This is a genomic window from Oceanobacillus rekensis (assembly GCF_002153375.1).
Taxonomy (GTDB): Bacteria; Bacillota; Bacilli; order Bacillales; family Amphibacillaceae; genus Oceanobacillus; species Oceanobacillus rekensis.
Window position 1 is genome coordinate 124,436 of the sequence record NZ_MTBQ01000008.1, and the last position, 24,600, is coordinate 149,035.

Below are 24,600 nucleotides of genomic sequence, written 5' to 3' on the forward strand. Positions count from 1 at the left end.
TTATCTCAGCTCATCCCTCAAAGGAATAATTGCATCATCCAATATCTTTCTCCACTGTCGTTTCATCTCTGGTCCATATTTTAATGGCTTTGCATCAGGATTGACAGCTTTATACTGCTCAAAATCCCTGCTATTAATTATGTCACTAATATTTGGTATTGGATCCATTCCAACTAGATATTGAACCTTTGATAAATGGAGTGCTTCTTTGTCAACAAACCATGTGTTCGCAAAGTCTACAATCGCTTTATTTTGTGCATCTGTGAAGTAAGCACGTTTGACAATGAAAATATCTTCATCTGCAGCAACTTCCTCATCATCAATCGCATTTAAAATCGCACGGTACACTTCTTTAACGATTTCTTTCTTCTCTAATTTTTGCAAGGCGTTCTCAATATCATCACGAATATTCTTATTATTGGCTGAGTAGGTTTCTAGTAACTTGTCAATATAGCTTGAGTCCACATCATAAATTTTAACAGCATTTTCCCCGTAAAATTCAATATCAGAGAAATCTACTTCTTCTCCTCCTCCACCATCATCTACCTCGATTAATGAACCTTTCACCGTATTATAAACACCGACAGATTCTTCGATAATCTTCACTTGACCTTGCAACGCTTTGGAAGATTCCACATCATCGTTGTATTCGTTATATGTGACGAGTGCTTCATACGCATTATTAAACTCTTGGAATGCTTTTACAAATTCTACTCGCGTTTCAATTGCTGTATGCTCATCGATTTCTCCAATATTTGGCGAAACACTTTTTAACTTTTTATGCGCTTTTTTGAAACGTTTCTTTGATTCCTCATACGTTGGATAAATGAGTGTCGATGCTTCATCTTCATTAGAATACACTTTGGTTGCCTCTTGGACATTGTATTCCATCGTATGTGGCTTTCGGAAAGTCACGATTAATCCCTTTTCTTTACCAGGATAGGTTCGGTTTGTTCGCGAAAAAGCTTGAATCAAATTGGCATATTCCAAATTACGATCTACAAACAAAGTTTGGACAGTCGGTGCATCAAAACCAGTTAATAAACGCTCAACAACAATAACAAGATCCACTTGTTTTCCAAACTCTTTAAACTCTGCTCTTTTACGTGCCAAGCGATTATTAATATCACCATTGTAGCGATCGATACTCTCGAGCGACCATGCAGTATCGTAATAATCGTTGTATTCTTTTATAATTTCCTTCATTTCATCTTGGTTTGCTGCTGCCTTTTCATCGTTTTCTTGTAAAGAATATGTAATCGCAATTCGCGGAAAATCTGGATCTTCCATTGTTCTTCCTGTTCGAATTGGTTGATTAGCAAACACATTCTGTAACCATTCTGGATCCTTCGTCATCTCTTTTATCGCATGATAATACTGTTTTGCCATATTAATCGAACTCGTTGTTAAAATGGCAGACTTTTGCGGACGACCGTTTTCAAAATTAAATTTCATATAAGCATTATTTGGTCTGAAAATCTTCCGAATCACCTGTTGAATATGCTCTTCCTTTTCATAAATAGCAGGATCAAGATAGGTCTCTTGCTCGATTCCATCCATTTGGTCAATCAATCGATTTATTTCCTCATCTGTATAATCTGCGTACTTGGTAAGTACTCGCAGTTGATCAAAAATAGTATTTTTCACCGATGTTTGCTCAATTGTATTTTCATGTTCGACTTGAAAGCCTAGCACCGCACCATCTTCTAGCGCATTTTTAATCGTGTAGGTATGCAAGACATCGCCATATTGGTCACGTGTTGTCCTTGCTAAGTTCCCTTTCGCCTGCTTTTTATTAACTTCAAATATCGGTGTTCCAGTAAATCCAAACCAGGTGGAATTAGGGAAAAATTCTTTCATGTCCTCCATTCCTTCGGCGCTTAAAGCACGATGACATTCATCAACAATAAAGACGATATGTTGGCCAAGTAATTTTTTAAAACGTTGTGTACCTTTCTTCTCTTCTACCTTTTCTGCATATCTAATAGCAGATTCTAGCTTTTGACGCGTCGTAATGATGACTGTATTGGTATTCGCATCCGATAGCAACGTATCACTTAATTCTTTCGCACTCCCTGTTCCGACAATTAAACTATTCGACCGTGCATTGCCAGTTGAAATTCCCGTATTATACTCCGATGCAAATTTTGTAAATTCGGAAGTTGTCTGGCTATCTAAGTCTTTCCGGTCAATGAGCATAATCGTCCGGTCTACACCCGGTTTTTTAGCGAGTAACTTTGTAGAAACAAAACTCGTTAATGTTTTACCTGAACCTGTCGCGTGCCAAATATAGCCGGACTCATGTTTACTTGCAGATCTATATAACGCTTGGATGGCATGGATTTGATACGGTTTTAAGACCATTAACACTTTATTATCTTGGTCTTCACTTACAATCGTATAATCAGCAACTAACCGGTGCGCATCGGGAATATTTAACGCTTGTTTCACAAATTCATAGAGATTCTCTATTTTTTGATTGTCTGTCGTTCGCCAGCTAAAGAGAAATTTCTTATGCATATCTTTCGGCATGGCATTGGCAAAATAGCGTGTCGTTTGTTCATTGGAAACTACGAATAGTTGCAGCGTAGAAAAGATATTCCCACGAAACATTCCTTCTTCTGCATACTTCTTAATTTGATTAAATGCTTGAAACACACCATCTTTCGCGCTCGCTTGTTTTAATTCAATTTGAACAATTGGCAAACCATTAATTAAGAGCGTTACATCAAAGCGACGATTCCTATCTTCTACCGATGCTTTTTGCTTGGCGATTTGATGAACGACTTCATACCGTGAAATTCCTCCGCCAATATCATGATTCGAGTACAATACGACTGACATCGGTCCCAATTCAACATTTTCTCGTTCAATCGTAATACGAGCAATGCCATTCTCCCCTTTAAGCCATTTCGCGGCTTCAAACGGAGTTTTTGTTCGTAGTAAAAGTTCTGTTTTAATCGTGTCGAATTCTTTATCTGTAATCGGATGTTCACCAATTTCTGATAAGTTATTTTGCGTAATAATCTGCCGTAAATTATTCCATAAATCAGCTTCTGACTTTAGTTCTGGACGATAATTCCATTGATTATATCCTTCTCCTAGCACTTCAATGAGTCGGCGTTCGACTTCGGATTCATTGTTGAGAGATAGATTTGTCATGACTCTCCTCCTTTCCACTTTTTTATCACTTATACGAACATTTTTTGTAGGAAAGCTTTTTTGGTTTGTTTTAGGATTTCTAGTTCTTGCTGATGAAGAGTGATGAGATTGTCGAGTTGCTGGAAAAAGGCACCGATTTTCTTTTGTTCCTCAAGATTAGGCGTGATTTGTGTATGGAATTTTTCAAGTTCTCGCATACCTAAATTTGGCTGAGTACCGGTAGATGCTTTATCTTTTACTTGGTTTTGCATCTTTCTTGTTTGCAATAAGAAATACAAAAAGTACGGATCAGACACTTCACCAACGCGCATGGCAGCTAATGGAGACCAAATATTAAAACGCTCTTTAGTTTCAACGATTGCCGTCTTACCCACAGTTGAACCTGACTTAACCAAGAAGACATCGTGATATTGAGGTCTGTACTTTTTAGAGTACAACTCATCAGTCTCTTCAGAAATATATCCACGTTTTCTGTCAAAATCAATCTGATTATCAACGATTGCATCAACTGAGATAAATGGGATTCCACTCTCTTCAAGTTTGGGAGTTTCATGAGGTCCATCAGTAACAGGCTCTGCCAACATTTCACGAAGTTTACGCTGTTCCCAAGTGTTAGTAAAACCCGGAAACCTAATTTCAGGTACAGTCTCTCCTTCTTGTGGAAACATTTTTTGCAAGAAGCCCTCTTTTGATTGTTTGAGGGTTTCTAGTTCTTGCTCATGAATAGCAATTGTATCGTCTAATTCATCAAAAAAATCTCCAATCTCAATTTGCTCATTTTTAGAAATTGGCAATACTATATTTAAAGATAGGAGGTTTTCCGGTTTAACAGATTGGCGCTTTGTAACTGTTCCTTCTTCATATTGTAGAGCTCGCTGTTTAAATGCATTGCTTTTAACAATTAATTCAATAAATGATGGTATTTGATTTGTTTCAAATGTAACGTAGATTGGTGATATTACACCCTGACCATGTTTGTTTCTATCAATCGCTCCATATTTTAAGTTTGAGGGGTTATAAACAATATCATCTAATTTAGTTAGCAAATATGTTTTTTTTGTAGAATCTTTTGTTAAGAAATCTCTATTATTAGTTTTTCTCTCACTACGACCAATAACTCCTTGGCCAGCAGCAAATGCTAGAAGTGGTGCTTCTTCTGAAATTTTTTGTTTTACTTTTCTTTCTTTTAAAATTTCATCTAATTTACGGTCTTCCCAATACTCGTTAAAACCAGGAAACCTAATCCCTGGTATCTTATTATTTCCCACGATTAAACACCTCTAATGCGCCTTTAATCCATTCATCATTTTCCTTGTCATATTGCAGTGAAGAAATAGTTTCATACAAACTATCTTCCAATTCCGCTTTATCTTTCCGAATATCTTGAATCGATGCCCCAAGCGCGGCCATATCAACTGGCTTTTCTTCTTCAAACGTATCTACATAACGCGGTATGTTTAAATTAAACTCATTCTCTTGAATTTTTTCAAAAGAAGCTAAGTACGCATACTTCTCCACGTCTTCTCGGTTTTTATACGTTTCAACAATCTTATCTATATTTTCTGTTGTTAGCTTGTTTTGGCTTTTTCCTTTAGTAAACTCTTTACTCGCATCTATAAAGAATACATCACGGTTGTTTCTATTTTTCTTTAAAATGATGACAGTTGTAGGAATCGACGTTCCAAAGAACAGATTCGCTGGCATACCAATTACTGCATCAATACTGCCATCTTCTAATAACTTCTGTCGAATGGTGCCTTCTGCCGCACCACGGAATAAGACACCATGTGGCAGGACGATAGCCATTGTTCCAGAGTCCTTCATATGATAGTAACCATGCAGGAGAAAGGAGAAATCCGCTTTAGATTTCGGTGCTAGTTTGCCATATCGATTGAAACGTGAATCATCTAAGAAAGATGCGTCAGATGACCATTTTGCTGAATATGGTGGATTCATTAAAACAGAATCAAATAAATAAGGCTCATCTGTCGGCCAATCTTTGTTTAATGTATCACCATTACGCAGACGCATATCTTCTTTGCGAACGCCATGCAAGATTAAGTTCATCTTCGCCAAGTTGTACGTAGTTGTGTTTAGTTCCTGTCCATGATATTTCACGCTATCCGGGTGATTAAGATAATTTCGTACATTAAGCATCAATGAGCCAGATCCCATTGTCGGGTCATAGACACTAAACAATTTCCGATCCTCTTGATCAATCGTAACAATTTGCGCCATCATGTCTGATACTTTGCTTGGTGTATAGAATTCTCCAGCTTTTTTTCCAGCTTCTGAAGCAAATTCACCGATTAAAAACTCATAGGCATCACCAATAACGTCACCATCGTGACCAATCACATCAATTTCATGTAGTTTCTTTAAGACCTCAGAGATTGTAATGTTTCGTTGCTGATCGTCTGACCCTAGTTTTTTCGAAGTTAAATCAACATCATCGAACAAACCACTGAATTGGTCGTAACTCGTTGATAAATTGATAAATGCCCTGTTCAAATCATTTAATTGGAATGTATTTTGCTTTGCTTGTTCAGCTAATACATTAAATAAATAATCTGGCTCGATATGATGTCCTAGCGTATCAACAAGTGTTTCAATTAAGTCATCTTTCACATCTTCATCTGCTAATAAATCTCGATATAATGCTGCTTGTTTTTCTTGTGTGTTGTATTCTTCTGGTGATTCATCTGCCAACTCTACTACTTTTACTAATAATTTATCCGATAAGTACTTGTAGAAAATTACCCCCAGTAAGTAATCTTTATATTCGGACGCATCCATTTTACTGCGCAAGCTATCTGCAGCACTAAATAATTTTGAATTTAATTCAGACATCGTATTTCCTCAACCTTCTATTATTTTCTATTTCTTCAATGTTTCTTTTAATATCATAAATAGTGTTCCTTGAAATACCCACTTCTCGATGTATGTCCATCACACTATTTTTTTCTTCTAACAATTGTACCACTCTGTCATAAATAACTTTATCTTTACCAGTAGCCCCAACATGATACTTTTTCTTACCACCCCGGAATTTGCCCTCTTTCTTAGCAATTTCTATACCTTCTTTTTGTGCTACCCTTATCCGTTCTCTTTCCTCATCGACCATCCAAGAGAGCAATGTTAACACTAAATCAGAGACTAATTGCCCCATACCTTCCAGTTCTCTATATTTCCTAGTATCAAGAACCGGCATATTCAGGACAACAATATCAATGTCTTCATCCATTAATGCTTTCCATTCGTCCCGGATTTCTTGCTTGTTCCTTCCAAATCGGCTGAGATCATGAACAACCAAAACATCCCCAAAGCGCATTTTAGACCGCATTTCATTATAGGCTGTACGTTCTTTAAAGTTTTTACCTGATTCTTTTTCTTTAATGATACGGTCACAACCAAATGCCTCAAGTTCTTTTATCTGCCGAGCGAGGTTTTGTTTTTTTGAACTAACCCTGGCATATCCAATAATCAACTTTTCCACCTCATTCATTGAACAAGTCAGTTTGAACAAACCTATATATTGATAGTACTACATTTCCATTTGTTTAACCAGAGTGTACTCAAGGTATACAAATATTAATAAATTTAGTTTCCGATTTTATTCGCAATATAAATAACTGGGAAATAGCCCCTTTTTCGTCGAATATGTATTACAATAAATTTAAAAAGACAATCAGGGGGATTCAATATGTTACAAGATAAGCAGTTATTTGTAGGAAACTTTAATTGTACTTTTGGTAGGAATAACGATCCGATGCTAGATTACTTTTTCGATATAGTTTTTCCAGCATTTAAAGAGGGAGAAAAAATATCCAAAGATCCAAGTAGGAAAGACTTTTTTGTTTTTGAAAATATAATGTTAACGATGCAAAATGGTGTATTTGTTATAGGTGGGTTAATTGTTAAAAGAACCGAACTTGAAGTAAAATCTAATTATGATGAGCTAGGCAATCTAATACCAACTGATAAAAAAATTCCTTCAGATCCCTATTCGTATTTCATGATTAACCTTAAGAATCATAGAATGACTATAGTCAAAAACCAGAAAGGGAGCCCAACCTTAAAAGACTTCGAAAAAGCTTCAAAATATCTACTGCTTGATTATGTAAATAATTACAATCAAAAATTAAGTTCAGGTGAAGAGAAGTTACCTAGACCGTACGTAAATGTTGTATCGATTCCTCATTCCGGCACAATAAAAGAGGAATTAAAAGAAGTATCTAAAATTGAATACTTAACATTAAAGTTTTTCCCGAAGAATAGAGATGTATCACATGAAGATACATTTGAATACCTAGGGAATATGCTTGAACGAGCTGGAAGTAAAACTGGGAACACAACGATAAATACCCCTAAAAATCACGATGAGGTAGGCAAGATTATTGAGGAAACAGAAGCTTTAGCAAAACCTACTCTTAGAGTTCACTATAATGACGGAAGAAAAAGAACATTGAAGCATAATGATTTCAGTGAGACATCTCACATACAATTAGACGAAGAATTTTCTTTTAGTGAAAATCTAAATGTGATTTCTGGAAAGGTTATTAACCAGGAAGGATATAACACATTAAGTGAAGAAAACAAGAAGTTGTATGACAAATATTATTCCCAATTTGAAGAGTTTTATGATCAGAATAGGTGATATCTTTGAATGATAAATTACGCGAATCAATATCTGATCTTTTAAAAGATAAGAATTCGGACAAAGTTATTTTGAGTGCTTTAAAAGTAATGTTACCAACAAGAAGAAGATGGGAATTTTTGCTTTTTGTATTTGTGTTTTTATTTTTTAGCTTTAATACAATATTAAAGATAAAAGAGCCGGTTAATTCTGTCTTAGAAAGTATTAACACGATTAATATTGTGCTAATACCTATTCTTACAATTGCGATTACTGGCTATGCTATATTTCAAGCTCTTGTTAGTGGCAAGACTCTTATAACGCTTATGGAAGTTTCGGGAGGAGAGTATAGTAAGTTCAAAGAATATAACTTTTTCTTTTTATCTTTCTCGGTAGTTTATCTTTTCTCTATAATACTAAATTTTTTTCTTGGTATATTTTTCTTTAATATCGAATCAGATTGGAGTATTCCTATTTTTAATAATGAGTTAAATTACTTATTATTTACTTTAGCATACTCACTTTATTTAACATTTATTATAAACTTACTAGTTGAAGTAAAATGTTTCTTGATAAATCTTTATCAAATATTTGTCACAAACGCAATAGCAAATGGAATTGAATATATTAATAAGGATTCTAATAATAAAGATGAATAAAAATAAACATAACAATAATTAAAGCCTCACTCAGGAGGCTCTTTTTTTTTTGACTACAATTTCACCACACATCTCCGCACCATAGGTCAGACTCAACGGGGCTTAATTCATACTTAAAACCACAAATCATATTAAGATTATTGAAAAAATTTTCCATTTATATCTCATCAAATTTTAGATGTATAATTTGAAAAATAACCCCTACCAAAAATAAGATGGTAGGGATTATGGTAGGGAACTATATAATTTTTAACTTATTTCTTCCGTCTAGATTAGTATAAATACTGTTAAATAGGCGTTCTCTCTTCAAATCAAGTTATGTCTTTATTCCCACTCAATTGTAGAAGGGCTTTACTATTTAAAATCATAATTTCTTGTCCAATTCAATTCTGGATTCTATGCAAAGCTAAGTTTATAGTTCTTTTTGTCCAAGTCGCTAAATTCACCAAAAAAACTTCCCTCTATTTGTGATAAGGATCCCACTCATCATAAACAACCTCAAGCTTCCCCAAAATACCCTGCAAATCCTCATTTTCATAGAACCCATTAAAAACATCCAACAGCGCTGCCTCTTCCAATCCCTCAATAGACACTGTCTCAGTATGAATCCGATTGTATTTCGCTTTAATTGTAAGTCCCTTTTTATGAAACATAATTCCTTGTTCTTTCAATTTTTCCATTAACAGAACCCGTTTATCTGCTTCTATCGGGCCAACCTCTAACGTAAAGTATAATGATCCTTCGTTAATACTAATCCAAAATAAAAATGGTCCATTATGCCACCACCACTTTTCTCTTGTTTCTCCTAGCTTCTCTTTATACGCATCAAATAATAGGATTTCAAAGGGTAGATGTCGCTTAGATACACGATAGTGATTTTCACTTATGCCTTTTGTTTCCATCCATTTTTTAAATGTATCTTGAACTTTAATTTCCGTATCATCAAGTACTGGCAGCTCCACATGCATCTTTGCGTTGAATGAATTTACCTGCTGATTGATTTTCTGAAAGTCTGTATCATTTTCTAACTCAAATAAATCTCGTATTTCCATCTATGTTCACTCCGTTTTTTAGCTGCAATTATGTCTGCATTTTCATTCTATCATTAGAACATTTAATGTGCGATTCACCACAATCAATCTATACATACTTAAAGGCTTGTAGTATATAAACATACTACAAGCCTTTACAATAATGATCTATAAGTCAGTCCCTTCAGGTTTCTAACGTAATTTATAGGCTAAAATCTATTTAGTGTCGAATTTTATATGACGTTCCAAGTACATTCTTTTTATTTGTAACAATATAAAAATTGACCCCATAGTCGCAAGATATGAATGTTTCGACAATCATAAGTTCCACCCCTGATTAATAGAAATATAATGTATATGCCATATAAATTATTAAAAATGAGGTGAAAAGTTGTATTTTTTAAAATCTATTTCTGATGAGGTTCATTTATCTCAAAAAACATTCAGTAACTATAAAAAAGTAAGGAAGCTCCTTATAGTGTCTATTTTTGCCTGTATCGCTGCCATTCTCCAGACTGCAGGCGGTCTTCTACCTGGTATAGGATATTTTATAAGTCCGCTTGCTACTGCACCTATCCTGTTATGTTCCATGTTTTCTATTCGATTTGGAGTAATGTCCTATTTTCTGACCATTATGCTGTTATTCATCTTACAGCCAACGGAACTAATTATATTTCCCTTTACTACAGGATTATTAGGACTTGGCTTAGGAGCAGCTTTTTCCATTTTTAGAATGAGAATAAGTATGATTGCTTCTGGTGCAATTGCTTTAATGCTGGGGGTTATGATTCTTCTATATATTTTCCACTTTCCAGTTTTAGGCCCAGTTGCCTCTGATTCCTTTTCTCTTCTAACAACTGGAGGTATTGCTTTATTTGCTTTCCTTTATAGCTGGTTATGGGTTGAGGTTGCTTTAATTATTTTTAAAAGGATAAAAATAATGATAATCGTTTAGTAATTCTCTCTAGTTCATCAAACAATCTCAAAAATGGTGCCCTGGTTTAAATCAGTCACTAGCATAGAGTTGTAAACCCCTAAAAATAGCCGACTTTGATTTAGATTCGTTCCCAGACTAACATAATAAGCAGATTGTGACCCAAAATCATAATCGGTTTGGATTACACTGAAATCATTTTGTTTACCGTCTGGTCTCACTCTCGTATAGGCTAAAGCACCTCTAACCGGAGATTGAGATTCTTTCCTTGCGATATCGGTAAATACAACACTTCCTGTTAAACTTGGAATTGCATTTCCCATATAGGGTTGCACTCCTGTAAGTGCAGTTCCTTCAAACTTATCAGGTCTTTTATCTTGATGAAAATAACTAGTTAAAGGCTTGAGACGACTCCCTGAAAGTGCTACTGCTTCATCGTAATAAGCAATTGTTTTCTTATCTATGGACGAATTATGATTGCAGTCTTCTAGAATCGACGTAGGAAAAGCACCTTCCCATCCTCGCCAGCCAAAGTTAACCAACCCTTCCCGGTGACTTTCAGAATCCTGAAGCTCGGTAACCGGTATTGGTTGATAACTTCCGAATGAAAAGATGGACTCTACCAAATCCTGTCCAACAATCCCCGTATATTTCATGTACTGATTATCAACCCGTTGAAACGAAATCCCCGGTATGTTGCGAACCCCTTTGGCCATTACGGTAAGTGAATCCTGAATCGTTGCGGGAAGTTCATTAAAACGCGTAACAACGGGTGGGTTGTTGATCAATGTATTCTGGCACACATCGATTTCAATAATTTTACCGGCTATTTCCATATTATCCTGACTTAAATTAAATGGATCATAGCCTGATCCACCGTCTCCAGTTGTTAGCACTAGTTTTCCTGTTTCAGGCGAGAAGTTTAAACTATTGACACCATTATGATTGGAAAATGGTCTTCTTAGGTTAAGTAATGTACGTCGTTTTTGAGGCATACCATTAACCTGTAAACACCATTCTTCAACGGTATCAATATGATCATATAACGATTCTCTGTTTACCCACTTTAAATTTAACGTATTAGGATCACACGGGTCAGGATGAAAGTCTTTAGGAAGAGCCCCTGGTCCTTGTGTTCCAGCCACCGAATAATGAAGATAGAACAAACCGTTATCATAAAATTCAGGATGAAATGCCAGTCCTAACAATCCCCGTTCATCATATCCACCATCAGCACCTAGTTCTATGATTGAAGAACGAATATCTAAAAATAGCCTTATATCCCGATTTCCTATGTAAAATATTTCTCCTACTTGGGTTGCCATAAATAATGTTTCCATGGAGTCACCTGGAAGTATGGTCGTTGTCAAGACGGTGGGTAAATTAATATTCCTTACAATGGGTTGTAATCTAACAGTAACGGCTTTCAACTAACTTGACCTCCTCTTATTTTTCTCTTTTTATAAGAGTATGATTAAAACGGTTAGATGAGTACCGAATTCACAATCGGTGAATTTGAATAAACACTGGCACTGTTTTTTAAAGGAAGGGTGCTTTTTATAATGTTTTGGTTTCGTATTTTCTTACTGATAATATAAAATTTAAAAACCGCACCTACTTAAAGAAATAGTTCCTGTCCCCCAACGCTTTACAGTATTAAAGCGATGGGGAACAGGAACCTGATTATTGGTCAAACTTACATTGTTGATGGTGGAAAAGATACCATTTAACCCTTTAAAATAAATATGTAGTTTATAATTTAAAATAAAATCCCTAAATTGATCGCTTTTTAATGCGACAATTTAGGGATTTCTTATTTGGGGGAATCGGGGCAGTTACCACTTCGCTTTCACTTTAACGTAGCAAGGTACTGACGCTTTATATCAAGCTCATAATTACCCGAATAACCATCCGCATGTATTGTTTGTTCTATTGTTTTCATCAATGGCTGGAAAAGTGATAACTCCTGCTGATTCAACTCGGGCAAGAATATCTGACTTACCTCTGGCATTTAGTCATTATAACCTACTATTATTGGACGCCAGCTCTCCATAAATTTTAACAAGAAATAGCGAACAGTACTTAGCACTGTTCGCTATCGCTTTAACGCAATTGGCCTGGGACAAGGAACTGGGGTGCACCACACATGCCTGTCCCTCTGTCCCCATCTTATAATAACATTCCAGCAATCGCTGCACTTAATAGGTTTGCTAATGTACCGCCAATAATGGCAAGGAAGCTATATCTTGCAAGAAATTCACGGCGAGATGGAGCAAGTCCGCCAATACCTCCAATTAACATACCGATCGCGCCTAAGTTTGCAAATCCACATAAAGCAAAGCTGATGATCGCTACGGTTTTATTTGAAAATGTGTCTATATCTTGCGCAAAAGTACTAAATGCTACAAATTCATTTAAAACAAATTTTTGTCCAATATACGACCCTGCTTGCAGTGCTTCATCCCAAGGAACACCGATCACGAATGCTAATGGAGCTAATAGGAAGCCAAGAATACGTTCTAGTGTAAGATTATCAAAACCGACAATACCACCGATCCATTCAAGACCAAGGTTCACTAATGCAATAAGGGAGATAAACGCAAGGATTAGTGCACCGATATTTAGCGCAATTTTTAGTCCGGTTGATGCACCTTTCGAAGCCGCATCAATGATATTAACGGTATCTTTATCTCTTTCTAGTTTTATCACTTCGTTCTCTGTTTGTGTCTCCGTTTCTGGTAATAACATTTTTGCCATTAGTAGACCAGCTGGAGCAGCCATAAATGCTGCAGCAATTAGATAGTCTAGTGGAACACCAAGAAGGGAGTATCCAACTAGCACAGAACCCGAGACAGAAGCGGCTCCACCTGTCATGACAGCAAATAATTCTGATTTAGACATTTTTTCTAAATATGGCTTCACGACGAGTGGTGCCTCCGTAATTCCGATAAATATATTCGCTGCAGCGGACATGGATTCAGGCTGTGAAGTTTTTAACATTTTGGCTAAAAATCCTCCAACCGCTTTTGTGATAAACTGCATGATTCCTAAATAAAACAAGACAGAAATAAGAGATGAGAAAAAGATAATTACGGTAAGCACCTGAAAGGCAAATACAAATTGTACGCCTTCCCCAGCAAGTACGCCACCGAATATAAATTGGATCCCCTCATTCGAAGTATTAATAATACTTTGTACGAAATTCGTGATCCAGCCTAATATCTGACTACCTGTTTCCCACTTTAAGACAATAACTCCAAAGGTAATTTGAAGTAAAAGTGCACCGATGACAGTGCGAGCATTGATTGCTTTTTTATTTGTAGATAGTAAAAAGGCAATACCTAATATAACGACGATTCCTAACATTCCCCATAAAATTTGCATAGTATGTTTTCCTCTCTCTTGGTGTGTTCACAATGAAGTTAAAAGGATTTTAATACGTCCAATAATTGATCCTTAAACATGTCTCGATTCACTTCTTCACAAACGATAACATTCGGTTCTTTTCCACTACGATTGTTCCTATCGACCAGACTATAACCTCTCGTTAACTCCCCTTTTGTTTCCACATCTACATAATATTTCGTGGCTTTTGTCATCACGTCTTCGTTCGCGGCAATTGCTACGAGCAATGTATCTGGATGGGTCGTTCCATTTAGTCGATGCACTTTTTTGTTAAATTGCTTTACGACTTTATTAATCTGAATAAAAAATTCAGATCCTTTCGAGGCTAGACGTTCAATGTCTTCGTGATCTCTATCATCCATAATCGAGAATTTGGTACACATATCCCATCCTACAAGTGTAATAGGAACCCCGGAATGCAATACGATTCTTGCAGCTTCTGGATCGACCCAAAAGTTATATTCCGCTGCTGCGGTAATATTACCTAGTGAATTATTTGTACCACCCATAATATAAATATGTGGGATATCCTTCACAATCGATGGTTCCTTTTTGATAGCCATTGCAATATTGGTTAATGGTGCAATGGCTAATAGATGAATTTCCCCAGGGTTGGCTTTCACTTTCTCAATGATAAAATCGACTGCATGTCCCGCTTCAGGACGCTGTTTTGCTTTTTCAAAAAAGCTATCACCCATGCCGTCGCTTCCATGCACATCCTCGACCGTTTGATGACGTTCCGTGCCATTTGCTAGAAGGGGAACTTCAAACCCTTTATAAACAGGGACAGGTTCATGGGGACCTGCCACTTGGATTGTGTAAAGGGCATTTTCAACTTCTTGATCAAAGTCTACATTCCCTCCCGTAATTGTCACGCCTTCTACTTTAAAATAATGGAGGGCGGTGAGTAGGGCAATTGTGTCATCGCCTGCTGTATCTGTATCGATAATCACTTTTCTCATGAGCTCGTCCTCCTTATTTATCCTGTTTGGCAAGTTCAGTAATGTAATCAAAGAATGCATCGCGCTCTGCTTCATATACTAAATTTACTTCTCTTCCACTTTCTGAAAGCTCTGTTTTTCCTTGACTAGCTCCACTGTCATGAACGATAGATTTCACGGTTTTCTTCTTTACTAAATTGGTCTTGCCGATACTTGCCGTCGTTAAAACATCCCATAAGAAGTAAGTAGAGTTCGTTTGGAAATGGACTAACGGTGGAACGATTGCATAGCATTGTCCTAAGAAATCTATACCGATATCGTTTCGTTGGGATGCCCATTTTTGTCTGACATCCAATGTAAGAGGGACCATATTCGTACTTTCCAGCGCTACTAAGTCAATAGCAATGTTGCTATCCCATACCACTTTTACTGCCTCCGGATCCCAGAACGCATTCCATTCTGCTGTTCCATCATGTTCTGGTTCCTCCACGTTTCCTTTTTCTAAAAACGTACCGCCCATCCAAACTAATTTCTCAATTTTCCCCTCAATGTCTGGTGCGATTTGGAGTGCACGAGCTAAATCGGTTAATGGCCCAATAAAGATTAATGTGGTAGGTAAATCATTTTCACGGAGCACTTTAATCATATGTTCATGAGCTGGTAAATCAGCTTCTTTTGTTTGCACGGGTGGATATTCATTCAGAATGGGTAATGCATCTACGGTAAACGCGTGCATACGCCAGTCTTTCGGGAATGGGTTTTTACCACGGGAATTAGAAGCCGCAACTTCTATTTGTTTTCCATTGCCAAACCGATCGACGATTTTTCTACTTGCATACATCGCTGGTTCTAAATAACAATCTGCAGGAATAACACCTACTCCTGTTAAATTTACGTTTTCCATTTGTAACAGTAGGAATAGTGAAATTAAATCATCTACCCCGCCATCATGATTGAGATATACATTTTTACTTTTACTCATGCTGTGGTCCTCCTTGTTGTTTACCTATTTTATATTTTGCCAAAAGAAAAGGTCTATACATATAGATGGAATGCCTCTACATGTATAGACCTACGAGTAAAGTAAATATCATAAAGCGCCAAATATATGCTTCATGATAAGATGATGTTGTTATGAGTTTAACAAGCATCACATACTTTACCTCGTAGTCTAGTTCGTTTATGGGAACCAGGTAGAGACTCTCAGACCATATTACTGAGAATATACGAGTTACGATATTTAATTAATATTAGGTTAATAAATATACCAGATAAATTTGTGATAAGCAATATAAAATGGATCATTTTTTTAAAAAACGGCACCATTGTTCGTGTTTTACGTTGTTGATAGAGGTTTTTTATAATAATATACGTATTTTGACGATTCTAAAACTCGCGACAAAAGGGATCTTACTACTCCATCGTCGAAATGCACTTCAATGATAATGGTGATTTTAAAACTAATTTGGTATGTGGAGTATTAAAATAAAAGTATCAAAGGCAGTTTTTTTAAGTAATAGTAAAGCGAAAGTAATCTAAGGAGTAAATTTTCATGAAAATAAAGATAGCAGGAACTGGACTTGTTGGTTTATCCAACGCAAGCAATATAATGAAGTAATCGCTCTCGATATTATCCAAGAAAAAGGAGATATAATCAATAATAAAAAATTTCCAATTGGTTGATGAAGAGACATGCTTCGCTGAGTGATGAGAAAGCACTCATCTTATTCAGGGTAATTTAAATAAACAAGGTTACATCTCTTATATATTAACAACAAATGAATTGTAGCGAACGTTATTTTCACTGAACAGGAGGACGATCATCAACGCCGTAAAAGGTGGATAGTAGCTTAATAGTTCGTTAGGGCATTATCGGAATTTGAAAATCATTTTGAAAGGGATTTAAAGTTACCATTAAGAGTCCCTCCTTTGGCTTTTACTCACCAATTTGGCTATTATCATTATTGCTTTCCTTGCCACCGTTTCATTGGGAGTGGAATAAAAGGTTTGAAATTAAAAATCTTATATACTTGTAAAGTTTAATGGGTACAAATCAAATCAAACTGTACCCTATAGAGTAGACACTAAAAATAAAGAATCGGAGATAAATCAATGCCAAAAACACTTAGCTGAATCTGTTATTGTGATTATAAAACTGATGTAAATAAAATAGATATTGATCACATGAAATGGAACTTTCATGATGGTGAATGGCGGTATGTTGGATTTTATAAGAAATTACGCTTCGAGAGTACATAGAAAGATTTGCGAGGTTTTTAAATGACGGCCTTGCGATAACGTTTGAGAGATAGGCTGAGCGGTTGCTACCGGGCTTTCTCATCTCATTGAGTGCTTGAATCATTTGTTCAGCGTTCCTTATGCCCAAGCCATGTCCAAAAAATGTTCCATCACCTAGATCAACTGCATTTTCACCTCTCCACCAGGACGTATCCGGATTCACATCCGGATTATTAAAATAGACAACATCTCCAGGCAAGTAATGGTAACTATCAACGGTATGAATTCCGAGATCTGGATCGAAATGCCAGCTGTACAAATAAATATTTTGGAATAACTGATTAAATAAATCTTCATCAATGCTATTTAAAACAGCATGGTAAAAAATTATTACTTTTGCTACCGCACACTCAAACCCATATAGGGAACTGTTCGTGAAAATGTCCTGGATTGCAATAGATGGCAAGACTCCATCCTTTAAATGAAAACCACCAGCACTTGTTAAACGCCAGTATTGAGAATTACAATAAGATGTTCGAAAGACTTCAAACTGTGCTTGACCATTATTCATGGCTCTTGCACTTGCAATGATGTTTTTGCGTAACGTCAGTTCGAAACCAAGCTCTTCGATCGATGAAAAGGAATAAATTTTTGGATCTTGATTCATCCGTTGAATGATGACACTTTCAATACTTCCAGGAGGCCATATGTTACTATGTTCAAAACCAATTCCTGATACTTGTATCATACAATACCTCATTCCAAGATTACGTATTTTTTTGTATTATTGCCTAGTTTATTCACCCTGCATTTAAATGTGTAGGATTAACCGTGTATGTATAAAATAATCTTATTGCCAATAAAATTAGGTAAAAAATCGATGCATTCTTATGTGAATGCATCGAATGCTTCTTCTTTTATCCCCAAATGTATTTGGCATTTAATTCATGTATGGAATGGCAGTATATTTTCTGTATACAAAAGACCTTAAACATACTGCCCCCTGTATAAAATGGTGTATATTTAAGGTCTTTTGCTCATGGAGCTTATTCAAGTAAAGCACCCGTTACTTTAAGTATCTTTCTTCACAAACTATTAAGGTTCATTCCAAAAGAAAGTAGTGACTATGAAAGAAATAACAATTGTAATAACTAAGATAATGCCAATATAAATCCAATTGCAGATACAATAACTGCACCAAATAGAAAAATATCATTAACTAAAAGAACAACACCATATGACACTAATCCCACAAAAAATAAAATGGTTGAAAACACACCTAATTTGTTTTTCATAGTTATCACACTCCAATCTATTGATTAGTTAAAAAACAATTCCTTGTTTAACTCTTGCACTTGAATAAGCATTACAATTTTTTTTATGAACAACAATAAATTGCATCATCAAAAGCATCTTCAGGAATATAAATTATCCCATCTTTAATTTCATAAGGTATTTCATTCTTTTCTAGCAATTCAGCTGCATTACTGTTGGTTTTCTCGCCCCATTCAATATATTCACCACTATATTCCTTTTGGCAAGCTGATAAAAATATGAATAGAAGAGTACAGCACATTAGTGATATAAGTTTTCGTTTCACAATGAACCTCCTAAAAGCTAAATATTCAAATAAACATTATTTAATTATTGCACCATTTAATTTAGTAGATCTGTTATAATCGTAACAATATCTCAATATATTAGTACAAACATTTCCTTATTGTATAAGTCGTTAAAAAATCCACAGTATGCCTGACTCCAACCCAACATACGACATAATTACTGCAAAAATATTTCTTATAATTGTAACTTTATACTCGCCGTCATTCACAGAATAACGCCAATCCAAGAAGATATAGAAAGCTGAATGAAATGTAAACCAAATAAGAATAAATCTAATAATAAAGGTGGGATAAAAATCTAAAACAATTTTAAAACAGAAAGAGAATAAAAAAATAAGTATAAAACCGAATCTTTCTTTAAATTTTCTTATGCTTTTAGATTCAGTGCTTTGCTCAATTCCAAGCAACTTCCTCACTATTTGGCTTAGCTTAATTGTTAATAACATTATAACTACTAGATAAGCAATAAATATTATCAGAGACACTCTTTCACCTCAGTTAGTTAAGAATAATCAAGGAAAACATTTATAATAATTTATAGGCCTCATTCATTTAAAGTAACGCACCATTCAATACAATAAGCATTGATTGGATGCCGTTTTAATAACAAACCCTAGTTTCATTCTTGCACCCGTTAATTTTTGGTCTTCTTTCCAGAATTAGCAGCAAATAAACCACTAATTAAAGCAATAGCTATTGCCACCCAAGTCCAAAAGCTCATATACCTCCCCCCCCCCTTTATATATATAAAATTTACCACAATAAACCAATATCCTTATTAAAGAAATTCTGCCCCATTAGTTAAACAAGACCGCCATATCTATAATCTTGTTGTTTTATTAAAGCACCAGATACTTTAAGTACACTTTTTCACAAACTTCATAAAACATCCATGTTTAATAAAGTGTTATTAATTAAAAACGTAATGTCATTTTTCTACTGATGGTATTCATTCTAAAACTCTCATAGAGAGAAATGGCTTTCTTGTTAAACTCCCAGACGTTTAAATCTAACGATGTAGCATCTTTATTTTTAGACCATTCCAAACAATATTCAAATAACATTTTCCCCATTCCTTTTCTTTGATAGCTACTCTTTATACCAAAATCATTCATATAAGCAAATTTCCTTGGTTTCATAGAGTCAAATGGTGGAGACTCCTTTAGTTCCATAACCGCAAATCCAACCACTTCTTCATTTATTTTTGCAATTAGAATTTCACTCTTCGGGTCTTCTAACAATTCACCGAAATAGCTTTCTGGCATAACTTGGTCAACCTTATTAAAAATATGCGGTAATGCTTCCGAATGTTCATCTTGACCTTCCTTAACTATCAAGTTTACAGCATAGTGATCCCCAATTCTTGCCGTCTCAATTGAAATATTCATCAATCAATCCTCCTATTTTTTATAAACTTTATTGTGTTAACCTGCCAATTACTAAAGAATCGTCACCATTTATTGTAGTAACACACCAGTTAGCACAATGGAAATCCCTTAATTATTAGTATTAAAAGAAAAGAAAAATACAAATATAAGAGTAATAACCAGGGCTTGGGCAAAACAAATAACTAAATCATTTTTCCAATAAGTTTTACCAAAGGGACTCCATTTACCACCAAAAAAGCTACATAACCAAATACTAAAGAAAGTTATTATAAACCCCATTGTTGTCCCCTCTCTAATTGTAAACAAATAAATCTAATGAAATTTAAGTTTCTTCAACTCTACTGCCCCGTTAGCTCAAGAACCTAAAGTTATAATATCATAATTTTCTGTAATTGGGATAGCGTCAGGAAAATGCGGATTTACAACGTTAAGGAAATCCCCATATTAAAAATCCCAATTTACAACATTTATATTTAGAAATTAGGCTTTTTTCGTTGCTCCGTTAAAGCGTCCTTTCGGAAGACTTGATTTCAAGATAAGTTTTTCTGGACTCATCGTTCCGAAACCTTTATACTAACTTATATGAATGGGGGTGTTATAAGTTGGGTAGAAGTATTAGTTTTAACAAAGAACATGCTTTGGATAAAGCTATGTATTTATTCTGGGAAAAAGGTTATGACGCTACATATATCTCAGATCTTATTGAAAAGATGGGAATAAGTCGATCTACTCTCTACGATAGTTTTGGAGATAAGGATGAACTATATAAACTGGTTTTAGAACATTATAAAAACTATGGCCATCGAAAGAGAAATTTACTTTTTAGTGGTATAAACACTAAAGCATCACTTAAATCCTTTTTTTATCAACATATTGAAAAATGCTATTCAGATGACATTCCAAAAAGTTGTATTATAACTAATTCTTCACTGCTTATTGGACATATTGATCCTTCCATAGAAGAAATACTTCTAAATGATTTTAATGAACTTGAAAAAGTATTTAAGCAAGTTATTGAAAAAGGAAAAAACAATGGAGAAATTTCACAAGAAGCAAACCCTGAATTAGTGGCATATTCTTTACTAAGTTTAAATCATAGTATTAATTTAATGTCTAAGTATAAAAAAGAGAAGAACCTAGCCTATAATCTAGTGGATAAGACTATTGCAGACCTATAGTCTTTCTTTTTTAAATTATTTCGGAACGAACGTACCAAAACAAAAAATAAACATAAGGAATGATACAGTTGACTAAAAAGACAAATTTTCTAATATTTATTTTGGCAATTAGTTGTGGTTCACTTGCTGCTAATATTTATTATGCACAACCAATTGTACAATTCATTGCAAAAGATCTAAACATCTCTTCTGATTTATCTGGATTGCTCACTACCTTGACACAAATTGGGTATGCATTGGGCTTATTTTTCATCGTACCAATGGCTGACTTATTTAAAAGTAAGAAAATAATAGGAATTCTTATCGGGTTTACTATTATTTCATTAATTGGTATGCTAATTTCGACAAATGGAATTATTTTTACAATATTAACAAACATAATTGGCATTGGTGCATGTGCGGCTCAAATGTTAGTTCCACTAACAATGAGGATTGTACCCATTGAAGAGACAGGTAAATATGTGGGTAAAGTGATGAGTGGTTTATTGATTGGGATTATGATTGCTCGCCCATTATCTATCGGAATAGCTGACTGGTTCGGCTGGAGAATGGTATTTCTTTTTTCATTAATCACGCTAGTTGCCGTATTACTGTTAATTATAAAATTTTTGCCCAACTATGAGGTAGTAACGTCTAGTAACATGTCATATCCAAATTTAATCGCTTCTATGGTGAAGCTACTAATAAATACATCTCCTTTACAACAAAGAGCTTTTTATCACGCATGTTTATTTGCAACATTTAGTCTATATTGGACAATACTGCCAATTTTATTGAGGTCTGAGCCATTAAATTTTTCAAATAATGAAATTGCATTAATTGGCTTTGTTGCAATAGCTGGCGCCTTATTAGCTCCTACAATTGGTAAACTAGCAGATAAAGGTTATATTTTTACAATGACTAATGTGTCAATGGCGCTCGTACTATTATCTATCGTACTATTATTTTTTGTTCAAGATCATTCATTATTGAGTGTGATTTTAGTCCTTATCTCCGGAATTAGCATCGATATTGGTGTATCAGGAAATTTATTATTAGGTCAAAAAGTTATCTTTGGTTTGAATCCCGAGATAAGAAACAGACTTAATGGATTATATATGACTATTTTCTTTTTTGGAGGAGCCTTTGGGTCATGGGTTGGAAGTTATACTTACTATAAATTTAATAGTGAAGTCGCTTTACTCATTGGAACAGCTTTGCCTATAATCGCCTTATTCGTTCATTTAATAAAAAATAATACAATAAATTTATCAAAAACCAAAAGTAAATACATTTCCTAACTATCAATGCCCCCAAAAGTTAGAGTCAAAATCTAATTTTTGGGGTAGTATTAGCACTATCTTCTATATGGCTCTTTAATGGAAAAAGGAACAATTATTGTTTCCCTTCCGACAGCTTTCTATATAATGAAGCCCTAGACACATTTGTAATTTCACAAATTTGATTTACAGTCATACCGCCCTCTTTATATAGCTTTACTGCATAATTCATTCCGGCGTGATTTTTATGATATTTCTTTAACCGGCTGTCACTTTAGACGCTATCTTGCACCTGTTTTGATCGATATTTTGCATGTTGGATATTACCACCAACATTTCTTGGAATTTAACTTCTTAAAGGGGTTTTATGGTAAATTCGAATGAAGAGTTTGAGTCGTATACATAACAAATTTTTATACCCTCTATATTATGATTATTATTAGCCACTATTATTTAGGTATTTATGCTTCTCCGAAAAGATATTATTCAGATTATTCCGCCTTATATAACCACGTATGTACTCAAAAGAAAAGCCCCGACTGGTTATAGTCAGAAACTTCTTTTTATTGATTCCATCTCCTCAATTTTGATAATCATCATAACTTCTCACCTTAATTTCTACTAGATTATTTAATCAATTTACAAGAAGCCATGTTTAACGACTATTTCTTTGTTTAACAGCTGAATATACTACTTATATACAAGTTAGGAGGTTTTTAATGGCGAAGGAGAAAATAGTTATTGGCACAACCGATAAGAAAAAAAGTGCACAACACCAGTATAATTTATAACCAAGAACAAAATTAACGCAGATATTAAAATCTATAAAACGGATAGCGGAGAACTCTATAGCGTGGAGGCCGGCCCATATTCAATGAGAAAACAATTGCTTCAAGATATAGATAAAATTAAAGGCCTTGGATTACCAAACGATTTTATTACAAATGCATAGTAGGACGGTTACCACACATCCCTAAACCACCCACACCCTTCTCAAACACCAGTTCCACCGTTCAGTTCGGTCTATTCCGTTGTTTGGAAATAATGACTTCCGTGAAGATCAACTGAATTTTGCGGCAACGAATGAACATGCAAAGCGAATCTACGAAAAAGTAGCTTTCCGATAAGTAGAAGGATTAATCATTAAAGGCGAACAGGTTTCCACTTGACCTTTTAACATAACGCAAAAGAGCTAAGAGGATTTCCTCCTAGCCCTTTTTGTAGATTACATATTACTTTTTAAACGTTTTAAAATACGCTGATAATCATCACGATCAATCCCTGGAGCAAATTGCTCTGGAAGTTCTGGAAAATCAGGTACTGGCGCCCCCTCAGGCATTCCATCAATCACTCTCAACGGTTCACCAGTTTCAGGGTTTGGCCCTTTCCAAATTTGATTGATATCTCGATAATCAGACTCTCCCCATGTATACAATACATTATACAATCCTTGATCCATAAATTTTTTGGCATGATCAAACTTATTATTATCCAAACTTGGAACAGGAAGCATCTTACCTACTTCTACTCCTGTAGCTACTTCGATTGCTTTTGCATAAGCAATAATATGAGTTCCGCCTCTAACGAGTAAGTAGCCAATCATTTCTAGGGCAGTTGGATGAGTAGTCATTTCATAAACACGCATTTTATGGGTTCTTGCGCCAATTTCCAATAAATAATTAGCAAGCAGATCTTCAACGAGCACACCAGAGTTATTGACGTATTCTCCATTCCATGGTCTTCCCATTCCATCTCCTGGATAGGCTGTTTGGGGGGTTGTTGTAAAATGCAGCGAATAACGGGCATCTTTTCCATTTTGTAGTGGTGCGGTGTCAGGATCACCAGGGACAGTATTGCCAATAGAAAGTAGATTAATGGCATTAGCAACTAACTCCACATGACCAAATTCCTCAGCCGTAATACTAGCAATTAAATCATAAAAAGGTTTGAACTTCTTTTTAGCACGAAAATTAAAGGATTGAAACATATAATTATTTAGTGTAGACATTTCTCCAAATTTCCCACCCATTAATTCCTGAACTGCTGCAGCAGCGTTCATATCGCCATGCTCTGGGTAGGGAAGTTCAATAGCGATTCTATTCACACGCTTCATCATGAGTTTTACGCCTCCATCCATAAATAAATAA

The 24,600-nt window shown here is 35.1% G+C and carries 20 protein-coding genes, 2 pseudogenes and 1 riboswitch; of the genes and pseudogenes, 6 read left to right on the forward strand and 16 right to left on the reverse strand.

Translation table 11 applies throughout. From position 1 onward, the window contains the following. Genes BV906_RS17155 through BV906_RS17170 form a run of 4 tightly spaced genes read right to left on the reverse strand, consistent with a single transcriptional unit; the run spans position 1 to position 6,667 of the window. Positions 1–3,162: a type I restriction endonuclease subunit R gene (locus BV906_RS17155; protein WP_087974851.1), complete on the reverse strand. Its 3,162-nt coding sequence runs from the start codon at positions 3,160–3,162 to the stop codon at positions 1–3. A gap of 29 nt (positions 3,163–3,191) precedes the next feature. Next, the gene (locus tag BV906_RS17160) at positions 3,192–4,430 is read right to left on the reverse strand and encodes a restriction endonuclease subunit S (RefSeq protein WP_245844274.1); all 1,239 of its coding nucleotides are present in this window, start codon (positions 4,428–4,430) and stop codon (positions 3,192–3,194) included. Next, positions 4,420–6,012, reverse strand: coding sequence for a type I restriction-modification system subunit M (locus BV906_RS17165; RefSeq protein ID WP_087974852.1), 1,593 nt, complete (start codon positions 6,010–6,012; stop codon positions 4,420–4,422). The genes BV906_RS17160 and BV906_RS17165 overlap by 11 nt, the downstream gene beginning before the upstream one ends. Next, positions 6,005–6,667 (reverse strand): recombinase family protein, encoded by a 663-nt coding sequence (locus tag BV906_RS17170; protein WP_245844276.1) that lies wholly within the window; start codon positions 6,665–6,667, stop codon positions 6,005–6,007. Before BV906_RS17170 ends, BV906_RS17165 begins: the two co-directional genes overlap by 8 nt. Positions 6,668–6,865: 198 nt before the next feature. Between BV906_RS17170 and BV906_RS17175 the strand changes: the two genes are divergently transcribed. After that, the gene (locus BV906_RS17175) at positions 6,866–7,819 is read left to right on the forward strand and encodes a hypothetical protein (RefSeq protein WP_087974854.1); all 954 of its coding nucleotides are present in this window, start codon (positions 6,866–6,868) and stop codon (positions 7,817–7,819) included. 5 nt (positions 7,820–7,824) lie between these two features. Continuing rightward, complete coding sequence (locus BV906_RS17180) at positions 7,825–8,457, forward strand: hypothetical protein (RefSeq protein ID WP_087974855.1); 633 nt, start codon at positions 7,825–7,827, stop codon at positions 8,455–8,457. 461 nt (positions 8,458–8,918) lie between these two features. On the opposite strand, the gene BV906_RS17185 is transcribed toward BV906_RS17180, so the two are convergent. After that, entirely contained in the window at positions 8,919–9,509 is a 591-nt protein-coding gene (locus tag BV906_RS17185) for a hypothetical protein (protein ID WP_087974856.1), read from the reverse strand. 457 nt (positions 9,510–9,966) lie between these two features. On the opposite strand from BV906_RS17185, the gene BV906_RS17190 reads away from it, so the two are divergent. Beyond that, complete coding sequence (locus tag BV906_RS17190; RefSeq protein ID WP_342744414.1) at positions 9,967–10,443, forward strand: hypothetical protein; 477 nt, start codon at positions 9,967–9,969, stop codon at positions 10,441–10,443. Positions 10,444–10,460: 17 nt separating this feature from the next. Here BV906_RS17190 and BV906_RS17195 read toward each other — a convergent pair whose 3' ends face one another. From BV906_RS17195 to BV906_RS17210, 5 genes are all read right to left on the reverse strand, one after another. Next, on the reverse strand, positions 10,461–11,852 hold the full coding sequence (locus BV906_RS17195) for a PQQ-dependent sugar dehydrogenase (protein ID WP_087974858.1): 1,392 nt from the start codon (positions 11,850–11,852) through the stop codon (positions 10,461–10,463). Positions 11,853–12,271: 419 nt separating this feature from the next. Continuing rightward, entirely contained in the window at positions 12,272–12,433 is a 162-nt protein-coding gene (locus tag BV906_RS19600; RefSeq protein ID WP_176330395.1) for a hypothetical protein, read from the reverse strand. A 158-nt stretch (positions 12,434–12,591) separates the two neighbouring features. Further along, entirely contained in the window at positions 12,592–13,806 is a 1,215-nt protein-coding gene (locus BV906_RS17200; RefSeq protein ID WP_087974859.1) for a NupC/NupG family nucleoside CNT transporter, read from the reverse strand. Positions 13,807–13,844: 38 nt separating this feature from the next. Continuing rightward, positions 13,845–14,789 (reverse strand): nucleoside hydrolase, encoded by a 945-nt coding sequence (locus BV906_RS17205; protein ID WP_087974860.1) that lies wholly within the window; start codon positions 14,787–14,789, stop codon positions 13,845–13,847. A gap of 13 nt (positions 14,790–14,802) precedes the next feature. Next, positions 14,803–15,750: a nucleoside hydrolase gene (locus BV906_RS17210; protein ID WP_087974861.1), complete on the reverse strand. Its 948-nt coding sequence runs from the start codon at positions 15,748–15,750 to the stop codon at positions 14,803–14,805. Between the two features lie 165 nt (positions 15,751–15,915). After that, a riboswitch (purine riboswitch) is annotated at positions 15,916–16,018 on the reverse strand. Between the two features lie 302 nt (positions 16,019–16,320). Here BV906_RS17210 and BV906_RS19940 point away from each other — a divergent pair. Beyond that, a pseudogene (locus BV906_RS19940) lies at positions 16,321–16,445 on the forward strand (UDP-glucose 6-dehydrogenase); the annotation flags it as partial. Between the two features lie 448 nt (positions 16,446–16,893). Here the strand turns inward: BV906_RS19940 and BV906_RS17215 are convergent. The 4 genes from BV906_RS17215 to BV906_RS17230 form a co-directional block, all read right to left on the reverse strand. Next, the gene (locus BV906_RS17215; RefSeq protein ID WP_087974862.1) at positions 16,894–17,754 is read right to left on the reverse strand and encodes a protein-glutamine gamma-glutamyltransferase; all 861 of its coding nucleotides are present in this window, start codon (positions 17,752–17,754) and stop codon (positions 16,894–16,896) included. Between the two features lie 403 nt (positions 17,755–18,157). After that, positions 18,158–18,301 carry a hypothetical protein gene (locus BV906_RS19605; protein ID WP_176330396.1) on the reverse strand — a complete coding sequence of 48 codons (144 nt, stop codon included), beginning with the start codon at positions 18,299–18,301 and terminating at the stop codon, positions 18,158–18,160. A gap of 83 nt (positions 18,302–18,384) precedes the next feature. Then, the gene (locus BV906_RS17220; RefSeq protein ID WP_425435207.1) at positions 18,385–18,606 is read right to left on the reverse strand and encodes a hypothetical protein; all 222 of its coding nucleotides are present in this window, start codon (positions 18,604–18,606) and stop codon (positions 18,385–18,387) included. 936 nt (positions 18,607–19,542) lie between these two features. Beyond that, a complete protein-coding gene (locus BV906_RS17230) occupies positions 19,543–20,016 on the reverse strand; it encodes a GNAT family N-acetyltransferase (protein WP_087974864.1) in 474 nt (157 codons plus the stop codon). Positions 20,017–20,618: 602 nt separating this feature from the next. Here BV906_RS17230 and BV906_RS17235 point away from each other — a divergent pair. Continuing rightward, positions 20,619–21,194 (forward strand): TetR/AcrR family transcriptional regulator, encoded by a 576-nt coding sequence (locus BV906_RS17235; RefSeq protein WP_087974865.1) that lies wholly within the window; start codon positions 20,619–20,621, stop codon positions 21,192–21,194. A 59-nt stretch (positions 21,195–21,253) separates the two neighbouring features. Beyond that, positions 21,254–22,474: an MFS transporter gene (locus tag BV906_RS17240; RefSeq protein ID WP_087974866.1), complete on the forward strand. Its 1,221-nt coding sequence runs from the start codon at positions 21,254–21,256 to the stop codon at positions 22,472–22,474. A 94-nt stretch (positions 22,475–22,568) separates the two neighbouring features. On the opposite strand, the pseudogene BV906_RS17245 reads toward BV906_RS17240, so the two are convergent. Both BV906_RS17245 and BV906_RS17250 read right to left on the reverse strand, forming a co-directional pair. Beyond that, positions 22,569–22,718, reverse strand: a pseudogene (locus BV906_RS17245) (helix-turn-helix domain-containing protein); the annotation flags it as partial. Positions 22,719–23,678: 960 nt separating this feature from the next. Further along, positions 23,679–24,569 carry a manganese catalase family protein gene (locus BV906_RS17250; protein ID WP_087974867.1) on the reverse strand — a complete coding sequence of 297 codons (891 nt, stop codon included), beginning with the start codon at positions 24,567–24,569 and terminating at the stop codon, positions 23,679–23,681. Positions 24,570–24,600 lie beyond the last annotated feature (31 nt).

Excerpts from the sequence above, each read along its gene's own strand:
- BV906_RS17215 (WP_087974862.1), bottom strand. The coding sequence starts at position 17,754 with ATGATACAAGTATCAGGAATTGGTTTTGAACATAGTAACATATGGCCT.
- BV906_RS17240 (WP_087974866.1), top strand. The coding sequence starts at position 21,254 with ATGATACAGTTGACTAAAAAGACAAATTTTCTAATATTTATTTTGGCA.
- BV906_RS17165 (WP_087974852.1), bottom strand. The coding sequence starts at position 6,012 with ATGTCTGAATTAAATTCAAAATTATTTAGTGCTGCAGATAGCTTGCGC.
- BV906_RS17200 (WP_087974859.1), bottom strand. The coding sequence starts at position 13,806 with ATGCAAATTTTATGGGGAATGTTAGGAATCGTCGTTATATTAGGTATT.
- BV906_RS17230 (WP_087974864.1), bottom strand. The coding sequence starts at position 20,016 with ATGAATATTTCAATTGAGACGGCAAGAATTGGGGATCACTATGCTGTA.
- BV906_RS17175 (WP_087974854.1), top strand. The coding sequence starts at position 6,866 with ATGTTACAAGATAAGCAGTTATTTGTAGGAAACTTTAATTGTACTTTT.
- BV906_RS17205 (WP_087974860.1), bottom strand. The coding sequence starts at position 14,789 with ATGAGAAAAGTGATTATCGATACAGATACAGCAGGCGATGACACAATT.
- BV906_RS17210 (WP_087974861.1), bottom strand. The coding sequence starts at position 15,750 with ATGAGTAAAAGTAAAAATGTATATCTCAATCATGATGGCGGGGTAGAT.
- BV906_RS19605 (WP_176330396.1), bottom strand. The coding sequence starts at position 18,301 with ATGAAAAACAAATTAGGTGTGTTTTCAACCATTTTATTTTTTGTGGGA.
- BV906_RS19600 (WP_176330395.1), bottom strand. The coding sequence starts at position 12,433 with ATGCCAGAGGTAAGTCAGATATTCTTGCCCGAGTTGAATCAGCAGGAG.
- BV906_RS17250 (WP_087974867.1), bottom strand. The coding sequence starts at position 24,569 with ATGATGAAGCGTGTGAATAGAATCGCTATTGAACTTCCCTACCCAGAG.
- BV906_RS17155 (WP_087974851.1), bottom strand. The coding sequence starts at position 3,162 with ATGACAAATCTATCTCTCAACAATGAATCCGAAGTCGAACGCCGACTC.
- BV906_RS17185 (WP_087974856.1), bottom strand. The coding sequence starts at position 9,509 with ATGGAAATACGAGATTTATTTGAGTTAGAAAATGATACAGACTTTCAG.
- BV906_RS17170 (WP_245844276.1), bottom strand. The coding sequence starts at position 6,667 with ATGAATGAGGTGGAAAAGTTGATTATTGGATATGCCAGGGTTAGTTCA.